The following is a 17,081-nucleotide window of genomic DNA, read 5'->3' on the forward strand; positions in this document are numbered from 1 at the left end:
GTATTACTGAGACGATACCACGCAGTGCGGGGAGTTAAACGGACAAATATGCCGGTGATTAAAGCTGCTGAGCCGTTTCGGGAAAAGCGCCGGTGTATTTCGCAGACGGCCTGTAAATTATGTTATCAGCGGACTGTTCAAGCACGTGTGCGCACCAGCCTGCCATTCTGCTTGCTGAAAAGGTCGGCGTAAACAAATCATTGTCGACATCAATGGCCTGCATCACAGCCGCTGCGTAAAACTCCACATTCGTATACAGCTTCCGTCCGGGCTTATATTGCTCTAACAAGCGGATGGCTTCCTTCTCCACATAAAGCGCCAAGTCAAGCGACGGATCATTTCCCGCCACTTCTTCAGCCTTTATGCGCAGCGCTTCCGCCCGCGGGTCTTTTGTTTTGTACACCCTGTGCCCGAAGCCCATCAGGCGTTCTCCCCTCATAAGCTTCGCTGTCAAATACGCTTCTGCATTTTCTTTTTCTCCGATGTCTTTAAGCATTTTCGTGACGCCTGAAGGCGCGCCTCCGTGCAGCGGCCCTTTCATCGTACCCAGTGCGGCAGTGACGGCAGACACTAAGTCCGATTCAGTCGAAACGGTGACTCTCGCTGAAAATGTCGATGCATTCATCCCGTGCTCCATCGCCAGAATCATATACGTCTCAAGCGCTTTCTTTTGGGCTGCGGACGGCTGCCTGCCTGTCAGCATATACAAATAGTTTTCAACGTGTCCGTATCGCGCCTCAGGTGACAACGCTTCCTGCCCTTGTTTACGGCGGTATCTGTACGCAATAATCGTCGGTGTGACGGCAATCAGTTTAATCGCTTCTTCCGGCTTGGGCGGATATGTAAATGAATCTGTGCCCAAACCTGAAACAGCCGTTCTCAGCACCGCCATGTCGTCCATTTCATCCGGAAGCGTTTCCAGTAAGTCGATCAAATGTTTCGGAAGCCCGCGCTCGGCTGCAAGTTCTTCCTGAAACGCAAGCAATTGCCGCTCATCAGGAAGCGCCCCGTTCAAAATGAGATACGCCGCTTCTTCAAAACTGGATTGCAGCGCGATATCCTTCGCATCATAGCCGCGATATATTAAATGCCCCTTTTCTCCGTCAATGTGGCTGATCGCCGTTTCTGCACAAGTAATCCCTTTCAATCCACGATAAATCAATTTCATTCCCCCTTATCCTCTTTCTGTTATTATAGTAAATATAATATTTAAAAAATAATGAATATTTTTAAGGGAATTAATTAAAACTTTTAATCAGAGGAGTGCATCTATGGATTTTAAATGGCTTCACACCTTCGTCACTGCGGCAAAATATGAGAATTTCAGAAAAACGGCGGAAACGCTTTTTTTATCTCAGCCGACCGTCACCGTTCATATAAAATTATTAGAGAAAGAAATCAGCTGCAAGCTGTTTCAGCGAAGCGGCCGGAAAATACAATTGACGGAAGAAGGAAAAGCATACGTGCCGTTTGCCATGAGGCTTTTGGAAGACTATGAAAACAGCATGGCGGAGCTGCACAGGGTGCGCCAGGGCTACTCGCACACACTGACACTCGCTGTTTCGCCGCTTATCGCCGACACCGTTCTCCCGTCTGTCATGAAGCGTTATACAAAGGACAATAAAGAAACCGAAATGACGGTCACCATTTTCGAATCGGAAGAAATCGCCTCTCAAATCAGAAACGGCTCAGCCGATATCGGACTGAGCTGCTTAAAGGTGCAATCATCTTCCCTCACTTGCCGCCCCCTGTACAATGACCCCGTTGTCCTCGTCGCGCCGCCCGGCCGAAAACCCGGAACAGGGAAGGCGGATGAAGTGAAAGACCTGTTCGGACAATATCTGCTTTTGACCCATAACCATCCTGACTATTGGGATGATTTGCTCCGCCAGGTCAGAATACAGTTCCCTTTCGTCAGGACAATGAAGGTGACACAGACGCATATTACGAAACGATTTATTAAAGAGGGGCTGGGTGTCTCATTTCTGCCGCTGTCAACGGTACGGGCCGAGCTCGCCGCAGGCAGCATGATTGAAATTCCGTGCGAATTCGCCCAGATGCCGAGCGCGGGCGCGTACGCCATCGCCCTCTATGAAAATGAAAAAAAGAAAACCTTTTTAGATTTTTTATCACATTTTCATTTTTAGGTGAAACAAATGGAGCTCTGTCCCGTCTAAATAAAAAACCCGTTCTGATGAACGGGTTTCTATCGCTGCTAGAATCTTTTCGCGCCAAGGTAGCGAGGTTTCCAGTAGCTGTTATTCAGATCACTTGTTGTGACGCCGTCAGAACCGGCATGGATGAACTTGTTGTTTCCGATGTACACACCCATGTGTGAAGGGCCGGCCTGATATGTTGTAAAGAAGACGAAGTCTCCTCTTGACGGGCTGGACACGCTCTTCATTGAGCTCCAGTATCCCGCAGTGCTTGTTCTGCCGACACTCGTCTGTTTGTTTAACAGGTACCAGATAAATCCGCTGCAGTCAAAGCCGGAAGTCGTTGTTCCGCCCCATACATACGGCGTGCCGATTAAAGATTGCGCATCAGAAATCAGCTTGTTTACATTCAGGCTCGTCTGTGCAGCATTATGGCTGGATGAAGGCTGCTTTGATGACGAAGACCCTGAAGACGTTGAACCGGAAGTTGATCCCTTTACTTTAAGAACTTGTCCGATGCGGATCAGGTCCGTTTTTAAACCGTTTAAACTTTTTAATTGGTTTACCGTCATTTTATATTTATTCGCAATTTTCCAAAGGCTGTCGCCTTTTACGACTTTATATGTAGACGATGATGACTTGCTGCCCGAATTTGAACCTGAAGATGATTTACCGTTGATCGAAAGCGTCTGGCCGATGTAAATGATATCCGATTTTAATTTGTTCTCAGATTTAATGGAATTAATTGACGTTCCGTACCGATTTGAAAGTCCCCATAATGTATCGCCTTTTTTTACCTTAATCGTTTGCGCAGATGCCGCGCCCGCAAACAAAGTCGTCCCCAAAACCACTGCCGTTGTTGCTGTAACAAGTTGCTTTTTCATGTTTTCCTCCCCGAATGATTCTATCTATTTTATGTGTCTCTTTTTTAAAGTTTTTATCTGTTTCCTATTATAAGGTTCAATTTCCACTAGAAATAGACTTGACTTCCCGTGACAAATTTCTTACTAATTCGTTTTTAAAAAAAGTTTTTAAGGGTATTAAATATTTCAATTTGATTTCAAACGTGACGAAAAACGAGTCAATTTGTCATGTTTTTTTCCTGTGATCCTCGTATTTTGGAAAAACAAAGCAGTTTATTTTCCAAATAACCCCTTGTTAAAAAAATCCTCGTCTTTTTCAAAAAAGTGAATGGTTTTCACTCTTTCTTGAAAACATAAGTTACACCGGAATTTACATTTCTAACAATGTTTCACCTGAAATTTACAGGAGGAACAGGCGCTCTTTACAAACATCCCCTACCATTAGACATGCAGACAAGATTAAAGGAGGACGAGTGAGAATGAGTCTATTTAAACAGGTTCGATCAAAACTTCTGCCGGCGGCAGCCGTATCCGTGCTGACAGCCGGTCTGATTGCGGGCGCGGGGCTTCAGCACTCCGAACAGGCTGCGGCAAAAAAACAGCCTGACAAAAACGAGATCAGAAACGTCATCTTCATGGTCGGCGACGGAATGGGCGCTCCCTATATGAACGCCTACCGTTCGGTCATTAACAAAGGAAAGCCTGCAGACGGCATGAAACTGACGGCATTCGACCCCAATCTCACCGGTATGATGATGACTTACCCTGACGATCCTGATTCCAATATTACCGATTCCGCGGCGGCAGGCACGGCAATGGCCACAGGCGTGAAAACGTATAACGCGGCGATCGGAGTCGATAAAAAAGGAAAGCGGGTAAAATCCGTCCTCGAAGAAGCGAAACAAAGAGGCAAATCCACCGGACTTGTCGCAACTTCGGAGATTGCCCACGCCACTCCTGCGGCATTCGGAGCCCATAACAAATCCAGAAAAAATATGGATGACATCGCAAGCAGCTACTTTGATGACCGCATCAACGGAAAACAGAAAGTCGATGTGCTCCTCGGAGGCGGCAAATCAAACTTTATCCGTAAAGACCGCAATGTAACAAAGGATTTCAAAAAAGCGGGATACAGCTACGTTACATCAAAACAGGAGCTCAAAAAGGATCGTAACAAGAAGATTCTCGGCCTGTTTGCCGATGGCGGACTCGACAAAGCAATCGACCGCTCAAACGCCGTCCCTTCATTAGAAGACATGACAACGGCAGCGATCGACAGGCTGAACAAGAATAAAAAAGGGTTTTTCTTAATGGTCGAAGGCAGCCAAATTGACTGGGCGGGACATGACAATGATATAGTCGGCGCAATGAGCGAAATGAAGGATTTTGAAAAAGCGTATAAAGCAGCGATCGCATTTGCCAAAAAGGACAAACATACGCTTGTCGTTGCCACGGCCGATCATACCACCGGCGGATTGACGATCGGCGCGAATGACGATAAAAACTGGCATGTTGAACCGATTCTTGCCGCCAAAAAAACCCCGGCATTTATGGCTGACCAAATCAAAGCGGGCAAATCCGTATCTTCCGTGCTTGCGCGTTATACAGACCTGAAATGGTCAAAAGCTGAAATCAAACAGATCGAAACGGCCGCAAAACAAGATGCTGACAAGAGCGTCTACAAAGCGATCATTAAGCTCTTTAATGCGAAAACCAACAGCGGCTGGACAACCGGCGATCATACGGGCGAAGAAGTTCCCGTTTACGCATACGGTCCGGGAAGAGAGTCATTTACGGGGCTTTTAAACAACACGGACCAGGCCAAAAAGATCTTTCACATCCTGAAACACGGAAAATAAAAAAAGGATGCGGGGGTTTCCCCGCATCCTTTTTTTACAGATATCTCCGGTGCACTCCTTTGCCGTCATACGAAAACATCACTTCTCTGTCTTCAAGAACAGATTCGATGTGCACGCTCCTGCCCCACAGCTGGTACAGATACGGCAGCACTTTCTCCAAATATTTCAGATCAAGCTCAATTCCCTCATACCAATGTTTAATATAAAGCTCATTATTCTTCAGGTAATCCCCGTCATTGACGGTCAGATAAGGAAATCCCCCGTTGACCCGCATGTTCACGAGCTGGTCGCGCACGGCCTTCCATTCTTTGTCGATCACTTTATAGTCCCTGCCCTGTTTTTGGAATAAATACAAATCCTCACGCATCACGAGATCTTTCGTCAAATAATTGCGGATAAATGATATATCCGATTCAATTTCCCTGACCTCAAACATTTTCTCGCGGCCGGAACCGGGCTTTACTCCTGATTTTTTCATTTCATCTGTCGGGTTGTCATAACGCTCTTCGATGTCCTCAAAAATTTTCAGCCCTAAATAATACGGGTTGATTCCCGTTTTTGACGGCTGAACGACGCCTGCGTTCAGCTTCGCAAATTCGATGGCTTCATCTGAAGTCAGGTCAAGCTCGCGGATAATCCGCTGATGCCAATAAGATGCCCAGCCTTCGTTCATGATTTTCGTTTCCAGCTGCGGCCAGAAATACAGCATTTCTTCTCTCATCATGGTTAAAATGTCACGCTGCCACGGTTCAAGCTCCCGCGAATGTTCTTCGATAAACAGCAGAATATCTTTTTCCGGCCGGGGCGGAAACGGTTTTTTCCCTTTTTTCTTTTTCACCTGCTTCGGCTTATCCATTCCCCATAAATCATCGTAAGGCGATGGCGCGGTTTCTTCTTCGTCCTCCTCTTCGTCATCGACGCTCCACAGCAGCTTCGGCCTGACGAGCGACGGATCGATATGCTCCTGAATCGCCAGAATGGCATCTAAAAAGGACTCCACCTCTTTTATCCCGTGCATTCTTTCATAATGCTTAATCCGCTCCGCCGCAGCCGCCATACTCTCAACCATGTCCCGATTCGTATTTTGAAAGCGGCAGTTATTTTTGAAAAAATCACAATGGGCAAGAACATGGGCTACAATTAATTTATTTTGGATCAGCGAATTGCTGTCCAGCAAAAAAGCGTAGCAAGGGTTGGAATTAATGACAAGTTCATAAATTTTGCTCAAACCGAGATCATAATGGAGTTTCATCTTGTGAAATTGTTTGCCGAAACTCCAATGGCTGAATCTCGTCGGCATGCCGTACGCGCCGAATGTATAAATAATTTCAGCCGGGCAAATTTCATATCTCATCGGGTAGAAATCAAGGCCGAAACCCTTGGCAATGTCGGTTATTTCCTCAATTGCCCGCTGTAAACCTTTTGTCTCCTCCGCGTTCAACCGAATCCCCCCTACTTGGACTTATTTATAATGTATGACCCCTTCTCTCAAAAGATGAAATAACAGACCGGTTTCCGGCTGAAAACTTTCGGCACATCCGCCCCGTTTGCTTTATATGTAAGTGGGTAAAACACACACCATACCCCAAAAAGAAAAGGAGCGATTCTACTTGAATACAGCAGACATGCTTACGACGTATCTCAGCAAACTCCCGAATCTGATCATTGCACTGCTCGTCCTGCTTATCGGCTGGGGCATTGCCAAAATCATTGAAAAAGCCGTATACAAAGGCCTGCAAAAAACAAAAATCGACGACAGGCTGTTCGCCGAAAAAAAGCCGGCGCGCTATTCCTCAGAAAAAGTCATCAGTAAAGTCATTTATTTTATCGCATTAATCATCGTTTTTATTCTATTCTTTAACATTCTGCATCTGACAACCGTGGCTTCGCCTTTTGTCAGCATGCTGTCAGCGATAACGGCGGCTGTGCCGAGCATTTTAAAAGCCGGCCTGATTCTGCTGTTGGGCTGGGCGGCCGCTTCGCTTTTCAGCTATCTCGTCAAAAAAGCGGGCATGAAACTCGCTGAAAACGGCCGGCTCAGAAAATGGACAATGGTGTCTGAAGAAGCGGAAATGAGCAGATCCGTTACGGCCGCTTCACGAATCGTTTTTTACTTCGTCTTGCTCTTGTTCCTGCCCGGCGTCTTGGCCGCTCTCCAAATCAGCGGAGTATCAGGGCCGTTTACAAATATGATCCAAAGCGTTTTGTCCTTTATACCGAAATTATTCGCCGCGGCGCTGATTGTTTTAATCGGCTGGCTTGTTGCCCGTCTCGTCCGTGATATCGTCACAAACTTTCTGGCGAGTATCGGCACGGAAAGGCTTGCCGCACGTATGGGGCTTTCTATTTATCTGAAGGATACAAGCCTGTCGGCAATCATCGGAACGATTGTCTACGTGCTGATTTTCATTCCGGTGATCATCTCTGCGCTTGACCGGCTTGATGTCGCGGGTATTTCTGAACCGGCGTCAGCCATGCTGCACACGGTCTTCACAATGCTCCCTAATATCATCATCGGTATTGTGCTGATCATCGCCGGCATCTGGATCGGAAAATGGGTCAACAGCATTGTATCCGGGCTCTTGCACCGGGCCGGTTTCGACTCTCTTCTCGGTAAAATGGGCTTTGAACAGGCGGGTACCCCGAAGCTGACGCTTTCTCAGACGGTCGGAATGATTGTTCAGATCATCATCGTCCTGCTCTTTACGGCAGAGGCGCTGCAGCTTGTCCATCTCGAATTTCTCGTCGTTATCGCAACAGGTATTATCGCTTACCTGCCTAATGTTCTGGCCGCTGTATTTATTCTCGGAATCGGGCTTTTGGCCGGACAGCTCGTCAGCAGGCTGCTTGCCGGCATGCTGAGCGGAAAGGAATTCAGATTCCTGGCGCCGCTTGCGAAATATACCATTATCACTCTTTCAATCTTTATGGCGCTGGATCAGCTCGGTGTCGCCGACACGATCGTAAATGCCGCGTTTATTCTGATTCTGGGCGGTTTCGCGCTTGCCTTCGGACTTTCATTCGGTCTTGGCGGAAAAGAATTCGCCTCCCGTTATCTCGCAAAATTGGATCGCAAAATTGAAAAACATCAATCGGCTGACGATCGTAAGCCGCCGATGTCTTAACGAAAAAAACGTGTGCTCAGAAGGAGCGCACGTTTTTTTTTGAGTTAAAGGGGCAAATTCCTTTTTTTTCATTTTAAATTCATATATGATAGACTGTAACAGAAGCAAAATCTCTTTTTTCGAGGTCATTCTATGAAATTAACGAACTATACCGATTATTCTTTACGCGTTTTAATTTTTTTGGCTTCCAGACATTCCGACGAACTTTCCAACATAAAAGAAATCGCAGATACTTATTCCATCTCTAAAAACCACCTCATGAAAGTCATTTACCGCCTCGGACAGCTCGGATATGTCGAAACGATCCGGGGCCGGGGAGGCGGAATTCGATTAGGAATGACACCGGAAGACATAAACATTGGAGAAGTCGTTCGAAATACAGAAGACGACTTTAACATCGTAGAATGCTTTGACTCCAAAAAAAATCTCTGTATTATATCTCCCGCCTGCAACTTAAAGAACCTTCTGAATGAAGCCCTGCAAGCTTACCTGGCCGTTTTAGACAAATATACGTTAAGGGATCTGGTCAAAAACAAAGAGGAGATTATGAGACTGCTCAGAAGCTGAAGGAATGTCCGCATTCCTTCTTTTTTTTATGCCGGCATAAGAAAAAAGGACTATTTCTATTAATATGATAAACGATTGCAGACAAGTGCCGATATAAAGATTATCATTACTGATATCCTCACCTTGCGGCTGCAACGAATGGGGATAGAAAAATTATCGCAGGAAAAGGGAGATTCATTATGAAAAAAAAGGTAGCGGTCGGTTTGACTGCATCTGCGATCGTCGGGTCTGCGTTAGCTGTAACACCGGCAGAAGCACAAACGATTAAGGTTAAAAGCGGAGATTCATTATGGAAGCTTGCCCAAAACTACAATACAAGCGTGGATGCCATTACATCAGCGAATCATCTAAAATCCACCGTTCTTTCTATCGGGCAGACGCTCAACATTCCTAACGGCAAATCAGATTCCGGCAGCAAAAAGCAATCTTCAAAGAACAGCGGCACGACTAAAAGCGTTTATACAGTGAAAAGCGGAGACTCGCTGTGGCTGATCGCATCTGATTTTAAAATGTCCGTACAGGAACTGAAAAAATTGAACGGTCTGACAAGCGACTTAATCCGCGCCGGACAGAAGCTGCAAGTGACGGGGAAAGTTTCCTCAAGCACCGATCAGAAAAAAACCGCTCCTGGCAGCAGCTCAAACAGCAGCAAAAATCAGTCATCATCTTCCGGGACGTATAAAGTCAAACTCGGTGATTCACTATGGAAGATCGCAAACAGCGTCAATATGACCATTGCGGAACTCAAAGTATTAAACAACTTAAAAACGGATACGATCTACGTAAACCAAGTCCTGAAAACAAAAGGAACGTCTTCTTCGGGAAACACGCCGTCAAAAGACAATTCAAACCAAAATAAAAACCAGACGCAAACGTCCTCTTATACAGTAAAAAGCGGAGACTCACTCTGGAAAATCGCAAACGCATACAATATGACGGTTCAGCAAATCAGAAGCATCAACAAACTGACGTCAGACATGCTGCGGGTCGGACAAGTGCTTAAGCTGACCAAAACGTCATCTTCCGGCTCTTCGACTTCACCGTCAACTCCGAACCAGTCCGGAGATACAGGGAAAACCACTACATATACCGTGAAAAGCGGGGATTCTTTATGGGTGATCGCCCAAAAGTTCAATGTGACCGCCCAGCAGATCCGCGAGAAAAACAATCTGAAAACAGATGTTCTTCAAATCGGACAAAAGCTGACGATTACCGGGCAGCAGACAAACACAACACCGAATCAGTCCGGCAACACAGGCGGCACAGGTTCAACAAGCGCGAAGATTAATGTAATGATCGATGCCGCAAAAGCTCAGCTGGGCGTACCGTATGTATGGGGCGGGACAACGCCGAGAGGCTTTGACTGCAGCGGTTTCATTTATTACGTTCTCAATAAGGTCACTTCTGTATCCAGACTTTCAGCCGCAGGCTACTGGAATACGATGACATCAGTCAGCCAGCCGGCGGTCGGTGACTTTGTCTTTTTCTCAACTTATAAAGCCGGACCTTCCCACGTCGGTATTTATCTCGGGAACGGCCAGTTTATTAATGCCAACGATTCGGGTGTCGTTATTTCCAGCATGAACAATTCCTATTGGAAACAGCGCTACCTCGGCGCAAAACGTTTCTTCTGATATCTGACAAGCTGTACGGCCTCAATTAGGCTGTGCAGCTTTTTTTACAGTCTGAAAATATTAATGCTGATCACGTGTTTTGTTACGGGATGGAAATACACTTCAGCACGGGATGAAAACGTTTCTTTTGCTGTTTGCACCGTTACGCGAAACACATCTTTCGTTTGTTCCCGGTTCACTTTTGTACGGCCCATGTACGAATAATCGGTAAGCTCGGCCCCCTTGTATTCACGTTCAAGCTGGTTCCATGCGAGCTGCTCCCATTTTTCAACTGATGGATCGAGGTGTTCTGTATGCCCTTTTTCAGCGATCGAGGCAATGAGAATGCCGCAAAACAAGAGGGCAAGCGCAAATGGAAGGGATTTCATCTTTATGTTCTCCTGAGTCGTTTTTTGTCAATCTTAGCGTGTCCAAAGAAGAGACGGATATGCGGTTTTATTTTATGTCTCCCTCATATTGCTATGCCGCAATGATAAGGACACCAACTTTTCCCCCGTTGCATCCGGGCTTCGACGGCATAAACTAACGGAGAACTTCTCATTGAAAGGAGAAGCGTAAGATGGATCATGCCGATTATGACAAAGCCTTGTATTACACACACCGGTCTCAATGGGACAATTTATTAATTTTGATGGTTCGTACAAAAGATGATTTATTATCAAAGCGTATTGAGCACTTTCTGCACGCGTATCATTTCGAATATGATCATGCGGTGCTTGAAAAAGAGCTGTATTCCCTTCTCGGGTATATTGATCATGCGACAGAGCTCGCTTATGAAGATCAATTAGCCATGCTGACATAAAACAATCCCGGCGTCAGACGCCGGGATTTCCTGTGTTTGTGAACATATTCAGCTCTTCGATCATGTCTTTCAGGCTGACCGCCATATCCTCAGATACGGTCCGGCGCTCCATGTCGATGTGAATCGGGTCTAAGACCAGCTGTTTCGGGATGACATTTGCATAGACGCCCCGCATGACCGTCCGCATATTCGCCAGCGCGTTCATGCCTCCTTTTCCTCCGCCCGCCGCGGCAATGATTGCCACCGGTTTGTATGCCCAGTGATCGCTGCTTAAAAAATCGATGGCGTTTTTTAAAGCGCCGCTCATGCCGCTGTGATACTCGGGAGATAATAAGACGACGGCCGCCGACTTTTTCACCTGCCGCCTTAACTCTTGCACTGAAGGCAGCTCGTTCTGTTCTTCTTCACCGTTATAAAGCGGCAGTTCACTTTCGCTCAAATCAATAAAATCGGTATGAAACCGATCTCTGATATAAGAAGCGGCAATTCTAGTCCGCCCGTTTTTTCTCGGTGTTCCGCTGATCACTAATATGCTCATAATTTTACCGCCTTTCCAAAAACATTATATTTTACCGCATACAATGCCGCCTGCGTCCGATCGGAAAGATTCAGCTTTGACAGCAGGTTGGATACGTGGGTCTTCACTGTTTTTTCAGAAATACACAGTGCCGCCGCAATTTCCTTATTGCTTTTCCCTTTGGCTATTTCTTGAAGAACATCTTTTTCACGGGGGGTCAGCTGATAATATTTTTCCTTATCCTGATCATCCTGAACCATATGGGTCAGCACGTGAGGCACAATATCCGCCGACAGCCGGTAACGTCCGGAATACACTTCCCGGAGCGTTTTCACTAAATCATCGGGCTGAGCGTCTTTCAACTGATATGCTTTTGCGCCGGCTTTAAGAGCGGGAATGACATGCTCCTGATCAGAATAGCTCGTCAAAACGACGATACTGATGTCCGGAAATCGTTCAGCCGCAATTTTTGCCGCTTCTATGCCGTCCATATCAGGCATTGATAAATCCATCAGAATGATGTCCGGCTCCGTCTTTTCAGCTTGCTGAAGCGCTTCAGCACCGGTGGATGCCTCACCGACAACTTCAATGTCTTCCTGAGTGGCGAAGAAATAGCGCAGTCCTTTGCGGACAACGTGATGATCATCAGCAATCACAATTTTCATCAATCAGACCTCCTGTCCCGAAACGGAAGCCGAACGGAGACAATCGTTCCGGCGCCAAGCTCGGATTGCAGTGTAAAGCGGCCTCCGATCGCTTCAGCCCGCGCTTTCATGCCGGCCACGCCGAGCGATGGGAGCACAGCGTGTGCATCAGCGCTGAAGCCCGCTCCACGGTCGCTGATGTGAAGCTCAGCGCAATCCGGCTTTTTAACAGCGGAAATGATAACCCGGTCCGTTCCCGCATGCTTTTTACAGTTATTCAAGGCTTCCTGGGCGATCCGCCAAAGCGCGTGTTCCTGTTCATCCGTAAGCTCCAGCTCATCCTCCATTTCACAAACGGCTTCCAGGCCGATAAGAGCGGCATAGCTTTTGATCGACGCATACAGCCCTTTCGTCAAACTTTCCGGCTTCAGCTGCCAAATAAGCGCCCTCATTTCTGTTAGCGCATCCTGAGACAGCTCTTGAATAAACGTAATCATCTGCCGGAGCCGATCATCATCTGTAAAGCTCTTTGCGGCTTTTGCCGTTAAGCTGACAGAAAACAGCATCTGATTGACGGAATCATGCAGCTCTTGCGCAAGTCTGCTTCGTTCCATCAACAGGGCGTTCTGCTGCTCAAATTCGGCCAATTTCATCCGCTGGATCGCCGTTCCGATTTGAAATGCAACCGCTTCAAGCAGATGCAGTTCTTCTTCGTTGAAAAATGTCTTTTCACTTGCGGCGACGTTTAATAAACCGAACTTCCGGCCGCCGTCCTCAAGCGGTACGGTCGCATGATGGGTAATGCCCTCCGTATCGCAGCAGTTCGTCGTCTGTTCCGCAAATTCAATCCGTTTACAATTCATTATGTTTACGGCTTTTGTCAATCCGCCATTGCTGAATTTGGTCAGACAATAGCATTCCCCGCTGCACATGAGTGCATTTTCCCGCTGACCGAGAGCCGGCGGTAAATAAGCGGCTGCGGCGAGCGTATAAGCCCCGTCCGGCTCAATCAGAAAAATCCACCCTGTCTGCAGCCCGGTCAGGCTGAGCAGTTCGCGGAGCACTTTATCAAGCGCTTCCTTTAAATCGTGGCTTTGGTTTAAGGTTTCCGCAATCGCTTTTAACGTTTTTAACGTTTCTACCGTCGTTTTCGTCAATTTCCCTCACTCCGGCCAATCAGAATTATCCATATTATATCAATTCTTTTCTGTATATTCCTTTGTTTTCAGCATGAATTTTCCTCATACTTTCGGATGAGACGTAAAAAAACCGCCGGATGTCGCTTCCGGCGGTTTGTTGTTTATTTCGTATTTTCCACTATGCCATCCACCGTTTTCATGACGGCTTCAGATAATGCGGCAAGACGCTGTTCGCTGTCTTGTAAAGAAGTTCCCTTCACGGCGAAATAGAACTTCACTTTCGGCTCCGTTCCTGATGGACGAAGGCAGAACCAAGAGCCGTCTTCAAGGAAATATTTCAGGACATTTGACTTCGGCAGATCAATATCTTCTTCACGATGATCGGCAAATACAGTCCGTTTTCCCGTTGAATAGTCTTCAGCCTGCGTGATTTGTTTTCCGGCCATCTGCTTCGGCGGATCGTTTCGGAAGGAAGTCAGGATAGCGGAAATCTGCTCTGCTCCCTGTTTTCCTTTTAACGTCAATGACTTCAAGCCTTCACGATAATAACCGTATTCTTTAAAAATGGACAGCAGCGCGTCATAAAGCGACATGCCCTGCTTTTTATAAAAGGCGCATACCTCGACGGCTAACAGCGCAGCCTGGATCGCGTCTTTGTCACGCGCGAAATCGCCGATTAAGTAGCCGTAGCTTTCTTCATACCCGAACTGGAACGTGTATTGGCCTGATTTTTCATATTCTTTGATCTTTTCACCGATAAATTTGAAGCCTGTCAGCGTGTCAATCGTATCTAACCCGAACGATGAAGCGACAGCGCGGCCCAATTCGCTCGTGACAATCGTTTTCATGACGACACCGTTTTCAGGAAGGGTGCCCTGTTTTTTCTTCTCGGAAAGCAGGTAATGCAATAAAAGCGCGCCTGTCTGATTTCCCGTCAGCACTGTGTACTTGCCTTCGCTGTTTTTTACGGCAATGCCGAGACGGTCGGCATCCGGGTCCGTAGCGACGAGAATATCGGCATTTTGTTCTTCTCCGAGTTTAATGGCATATTCGAATGCCGCGTGCTCTTCCGGATTCGGCGATTTGACGGTTGAAAAATCCGGGTCCGGCAGCTCTTGCTCCTTTACGACGGTGACGTTTTTGTAACCGAGTGCTTCAAGACCGCGGCGTACCGGTTTATTTGCCGTGCCGTGCAGCGGAGTGAACACGACGCTGACATCCACTTCATCCGAAAGCTCGGGATGTACGGAGATGGAAGTCAGTTTTTCAGTATACGGTTTATCAATTTCTTCACCGATTATTTTAATCAAACCTTTTTCTTTCAGCGACTGTTCATCTTCAACTTGAATCGTTAATTCATTTTCTATGGCATTCACTTCCGCAATGACGATGTCCGCTTCTTTCGGCGGCAGCTGTGCGCCGTCATCGCCATACACTTTATATCCGTTATATTCAGGCGGGTTATGGCTGGCCGTCACGACGATACCGGCATAAGCGTTCAGCTTTCTCACCGCAAAAGACAGCTCAGGCGTCGGGCGGAGCTCATCAAATACGTATGTTTGAATGCCTTGGGAAGCAAGGGTTTTTGCAGCTTCCATCGCAAACTCAGGAGATTTATGACGGGAGTCGTATGCGATCGCAACCCCTCTTTTTTTCGCGTCTTCTCCCTGTTTTTCGATATACGCCGCAAGTCCGGCGGATGCTTTGCGGACCGTGTAAATATTCATCCTGTTCGTACCCGGCCCGATTTCTCCTCTCATGCCTCCTGTTCCGAACTCAAGATTTTTGTAGAAAAAATCTTCCAGCAGCTGCTCGTTTCCTTCTGCGTCCGCCAATAATTTTTTCAATTCTGAATCTAATTGTTCGGCCTGATTCCAGCGTTCGTAGCTCTTACTCCAACTCATGTTCGTCCTCCTATAATTTCAGCTTATGACCATATTTTAATATGAATCGGCTGCCCGTGTCACTTGATAACCTAACCAAATGCTTTATGTAAGAAGATAAAAGAAGGGCTCATGCCTTTTCGGCACAGCCCTCCGGTTATTATTGTTCGAGCGGAACAACCGCGTCGTGCAGCAGCGTATTTAACCACTCAGTGTGTTTTTCTTTCGTTGCGTCATTCCATTGGAATCGGTCGCTCATGTAATCAATCACGGCCGTTTTATACGTTTGCACCCATTTGATGTCGAAGAACAGTCTTCCCGTTCTGCGGACGAAGAAATCGGCAGGTGTCGCAGCCATTTCTTCTTCGATGCTGTAAGCCGCTTCAGCCAGAATGTGAACCGGAATCTGGCGTTTTTCCGCTTCGTCTTTCAGACCTTCAATCCGGCTGAATACATTTTCAACGTTAGAGCCGTATCTGATGGCTAACTGCTTAGCGGTTTCCTGTGATAAACCGATTTTCAAGCCGTCTTTTGTCTTTGCTTCCACAAATGACTCGAAGTTTTTAGAGCCGCCGACATGTCCGCCGGAAATCGGCATCGTCTTCGTCTTGCAGCCGCCGAAGTCCTGGCCGCCCTCTTCTTTCAAGCGGTCGCGGACAAGATCGACAATGTGCTCAGCCATTTTACGGTAGCCCGTCAGTTTTCCTCCGGCGATCGTAATCAGGCCTGATTGAGATGTCCAGATTTCATCTTTACGGGAGATCTCAGACGGGTCTTTCCCTTCTTCGTGAATAAGCGGTCTGAGGCCGGCCCAGCTTGATTCAATATCGTCCGCCGTAATGTTCAGTTCCGGGAACATATAATTGATGGAGCTGACGACATAATCGCGATCCTGCACCGTCATGCGCGGATGCTCAAGTTTTTGTTTGTAAACCGTATCGGTCGTACCCACGTATGTTTTTCCTTCACGCGGAATGGCGAACACCATCCGGCCGTCCGGCGTATCAAAGTATACCGCCTGTTTAAGCGGGAATACGGATTGGTCGAATACGAGATGGACCCCTTTTGTGTGCTGAAGATGTTTTCCGCTTTTGCTGTGGTCTTTTTCTCTCAGCTCGTCGACCCACGGACCTGTCGCATTGACGATTTTTTTGGCGTAAACTTTGTATTCCTTGCCTGACAGCAGATCTTCAATTAAAACGCCGACAACTTTTCCTTTTTCATAAAGCAGTTCTTTCACTTTAGAGTAGTTGACAGGCTCCGCACCGAATTTAACGGCTTCTTTCATGACTTCAATCGTCAGTCTCGCATCGTCCGTCCGGTACTCTACATAATAGCCTCCGCCTTTTAAGCCGTCTTTTTTGACGAGCGGCTCTTTTTGCAGCGTTTCTTTAGCAGACAGCATGCTTCTGCGCTCTGATTTTTTTACTCCCGCTAAATAGTCATACACACGCAGGCCGATGGAAGTAGAGAATGAACCGAACGTGCCGCCTTTATGAAACGGCAGCAGCATCCATTCCGGCGTCGTGACGTGCGGGCCGTTTTCGTACACGATGGCACGTTCCTTACCGACTTCTGCAACCATTTTGACTTCAAATTGCTTCAGATAACGCAAACCGCCGTGGACAAGCTTTGTGGATCGGCTTGATGTGCCGGCCGCGAAATCCTGCATTTCGCTCAAAGCGACTTTCATTCCCCTTGAAGCTGCGTCAAGCGCCGTACCGGCACCCGTAATACCTCCGCCTATAATAAACAGATCGTATGTTTTTTTAGTCATGTCTTCCAGCATATGATCCCGTTCCAAACTTGAAAATTGGTGATTCATCATTACGTTTCCTCCTTGTTGTCACGGTATAGAAAAAGAGACCACAACAGCCAAAGCGCAGTTATCA

At 47.0% G+C, this 17,081-nt stretch carries 15 protein-coding genes; 6 read left to right on the forward strand and 9 right to left on the reverse strand.

Features of this window, described 5'->3' with window-relative positions; all coding sequences use genetic code 11:
• Window positions 1–58: 58 nt before the first annotated feature.
• Window positions 59–1,162, reverse strand: coding sequence for a citrate synthase/methylcitrate synthase (locus RUW00_RS14965; RefSeq protein WP_280144969.1), 1,104 nt, complete (start codon window positions 1,160–1,162; stop codon window positions 59–61).
• A 109-nt stretch (window positions 1,163–1,271) separates the two neighbouring features.
• Here RUW00_RS14965 and RUW00_RS14970 point away from each other — a divergent pair, with 109 nt between their 5' ends.
• The gene (locus RUW00_RS14970; RefSeq protein ID WP_072177635.1) at window positions 1,272–2,147 is read left to right on the forward strand and encodes a transcriptional regulator CitR; all 876 of its coding nucleotides are present in this window, start codon (window positions 1,272–1,274) and stop codon (window positions 2,145–2,147) included.
• 68 nt (window positions 2,148–2,215) lie between these two features.
• Here the strand turns inward: RUW00_RS14970 and RUW00_RS14975 are convergent, their stop codons facing one another.
• Window positions 2,216–3,040: a C40 family peptidase gene (locus RUW00_RS14975; protein WP_014417294.1), complete on the reverse strand. Its 825-nt coding sequence runs from the start codon at window positions 3,038–3,040 to the stop codon at window positions 2,216–2,218.
• A 458-nt stretch (window positions 3,041–3,498) separates the two neighbouring features.
• On the opposite strand from RUW00_RS14975, the gene RUW00_RS14980 reads away from it, so the two are divergent.
• Window positions 3,499–4,878 (forward strand): alkaline phosphatase PhoA, encoded by a 1,380-nt coding sequence (locus RUW00_RS14980; RefSeq protein WP_100261668.1) that lies wholly within the window; start codon window positions 3,499–3,501, stop codon window positions 4,876–4,878.
• Window positions 4,879–4,912: 34 nt separating this feature from the next.
• Here the strand turns inward: RUW00_RS14980 and RUW00_RS14985 are convergent, their stop codons facing one another.
• The gene (locus RUW00_RS14985) at window positions 4,913–6,319 is read right to left on the reverse strand and encodes a SpoVR family protein (protein ID WP_280144968.1); all 1,407 of its coding nucleotides are present in this window, start codon (window positions 6,317–6,319) and stop codon (window positions 4,913–4,915) included.
• A gap of 169 nt (window positions 6,320–6,488) precedes the next feature.
• Here RUW00_RS14985 and RUW00_RS14990 point away from each other — a divergent pair, with 169 nt between their 5' ends.
• The 3 genes from RUW00_RS14990 (at window position 6,489) to lytF (ending at window position 10,204) form a co-directional block, all read left to right on the forward strand.
• Window positions 6,489–8,003, forward strand: coding sequence for a mechanosensitive ion channel (locus tag RUW00_RS14990; RefSeq protein WP_014417291.1), 1,515 nt, complete (start codon window positions 6,489–6,491; stop codon window positions 8,001–8,003).
• A gap of 132 nt (window positions 8,004–8,135) precedes the next feature.
• Window positions 8,136–8,570, forward strand: coding sequence for a nitric oxide-sensing transcriptional repressor NsrR (nsrR, locus tag RUW00_RS14995; protein ID WP_007610306.1), 435 nt, complete (start codon window positions 8,136–8,138; stop codon window positions 8,568–8,570).
• 179 nt (window positions 8,571–8,749) lie between these two features.
• Complete coding sequence (gene lytF / locus RUW00_RS15000; protein ID WP_072177637.1) at window positions 8,750–10,204, forward strand: peptidoglycan endopeptidase LytF; 1,455 nt, start codon at window positions 8,750–8,752, stop codon at window positions 10,202–10,204.
• Between the two features lie 44 nt (window positions 10,205–10,248).
• Here the strand turns inward: lytF and RUW00_RS15005 are convergent, their stop codons facing one another.
• On the reverse strand, window positions 10,249–10,572 hold the full coding sequence (locus tag RUW00_RS15005) for a DUF3889 domain-containing protein (RefSeq protein ID WP_003155332.1): 324 nt from the start codon (window positions 10,570–10,572) through the stop codon (window positions 10,249–10,251).
• A 191-nt stretch (window positions 10,573–10,763) separates the two neighbouring features.
• Between RUW00_RS15005 and RUW00_RS15010 the strand changes: the two genes are divergently transcribed.
• Window positions 10,764–11,006, forward strand: a complete 243-nt coding sequence (locus tag RUW00_RS15010; RefSeq protein WP_003155335.1) for a YhdB family protein — start codon at window positions 10,764–10,766, stop codon at window positions 11,004–11,006.
• 13 nt (window positions 11,007–11,019) lie between these two features.
• On the opposite strand, the gene RUW00_RS15015 is transcribed toward RUW00_RS15010, so the two are convergent.
• The 5 genes from RUW00_RS15015 to glpD form a co-directional block, all read right to left on the reverse strand.
• Window positions 11,020–11,544 carry an NADPH-dependent FMN reductase gene (locus RUW00_RS15015; RefSeq protein WP_014417289.1) on the reverse strand — a complete coding sequence of 175 codons (525 nt, stop codon included), beginning with the start codon at window positions 11,542–11,544 and terminating at the stop codon, window positions 11,020–11,022.
• A complete protein-coding gene (locus tag RUW00_RS15020) occupies window positions 11,541–12,188 on the reverse strand; it encodes a response regulator (protein ID WP_072177640.1) in 648 nt (215 codons plus the stop codon). The genes RUW00_RS15015 and RUW00_RS15020 overlap by 4 nt, the downstream gene beginning before the upstream one ends.
• The gene (locus RUW00_RS15025) at window positions 12,188–13,324 is read right to left on the reverse strand and encodes a GAF domain-containing sensor histidine kinase (RefSeq protein ID WP_267542914.1); all 1,137 of its coding nucleotides are present in this window, start codon (window positions 13,322–13,324) and stop codon (window positions 12,188–12,190) included. The genes RUW00_RS15020 and RUW00_RS15025 overlap by 1 nt, the downstream gene beginning before the upstream one ends.
• A gap of 143 nt (window positions 13,325–13,467) precedes the next feature.
• Window positions 13,468–15,210 carry a phospho-sugar mutase gene (locus tag RUW00_RS15030; protein WP_209388047.1) on the reverse strand — a complete coding sequence of 581 codons (1,743 nt, stop codon included), beginning with the start codon at window positions 15,208–15,210 and terminating at the stop codon, window positions 13,468–13,470.
• Between the two features lie 139 nt (window positions 15,211–15,349).
• Complete coding sequence (gene glpD / locus RUW00_RS15035) at window positions 15,350–17,017, reverse strand: glycerol-3-phosphate dehydrogenase (protein ID WP_014417285.1); 1,668 nt, start codon at window positions 17,015–17,017, stop codon at window positions 15,350–15,352.
• Window positions 17,018–17,081 lie beyond the last annotated feature (64 nt).

The sequence above is a fragment of the Bacillus sp. IS1 genome (assembly GCF_032461585.1).
Lineage (GTDB): Bacteria > Bacillota > Bacilli > Bacillales > Bacillaceae > Bacillus > Bacillus velezensis.

Bases quoted from the DNA above. Each gene is read 5' to 3' on its own strand.
- glpD (WP_014417285.1), bottom strand. From the start codon at position 17,017: ATGATGAATCACCAATTTTCAAGTTTGGAACGGGATCATATGCTGGAA.
- RUW00_RS15005 (WP_003155332.1), bottom strand. From the start codon at position 10,572: ATGAAATCCCTTCCATTTGCGCTTGCCCTCTTGTTTTGCGGCATTCTC.
- RUW00_RS14975 (WP_014417294.1), bottom strand. From the start codon at position 3,040: ATGAAAAAGCAACTTGTTACAGCAACAACGGCAGTGGTTTTGGGGACG.
- RUW00_RS15030 (WP_209388047.1), bottom strand. From the start codon at position 15,210: ATGAGTTGGAGTAAGAGCTACGAACGCTGGAATCAGGCCGAACAATTA.
- RUW00_RS14970 (WP_072177635.1), top strand. From the start codon at position 1,272: ATGGATTTTAAATGGCTTCACACCTTCGTCACTGCGGCAAAATATGAG.
- RUW00_RS15020 (WP_072177640.1), bottom strand. From the start codon at position 12,188: ATGAAAATTGTGATTGCTGATGATCATCACGTTGTCCGCAAAGGACTG.
- RUW00_RS15015 (WP_014417289.1), bottom strand. From the start codon at position 11,544: ATGAGCATATTAGTGATCAGCGGAACACCGAGAAAAAACGGGCGGACT.
- nsrR (WP_007610306.1), top strand. From the start codon at position 8,136: ATGAAATTAACGAACTATACCGATTATTCTTTACGCGTTTTAATTTTT.
- RUW00_RS14980 (WP_100261668.1), top strand. From the start codon at position 3,499: ATGAGTCTATTTAAACAGGTTCGATCAAAACTTCTGCCGGCGGCAGCC.
- RUW00_RS15010 (WP_003155335.1), top strand. From the start codon at position 10,764: ATGGATCATGCCGATTATGACAAAGCCTTGTATTACACACACCGGTCT.
- lytF (WP_072177637.1), top strand. From the start codon at position 8,750: ATGAAAAAAAAGGTAGCGGTCGGTTTGACTGCATCTGCGATCGTCGGG.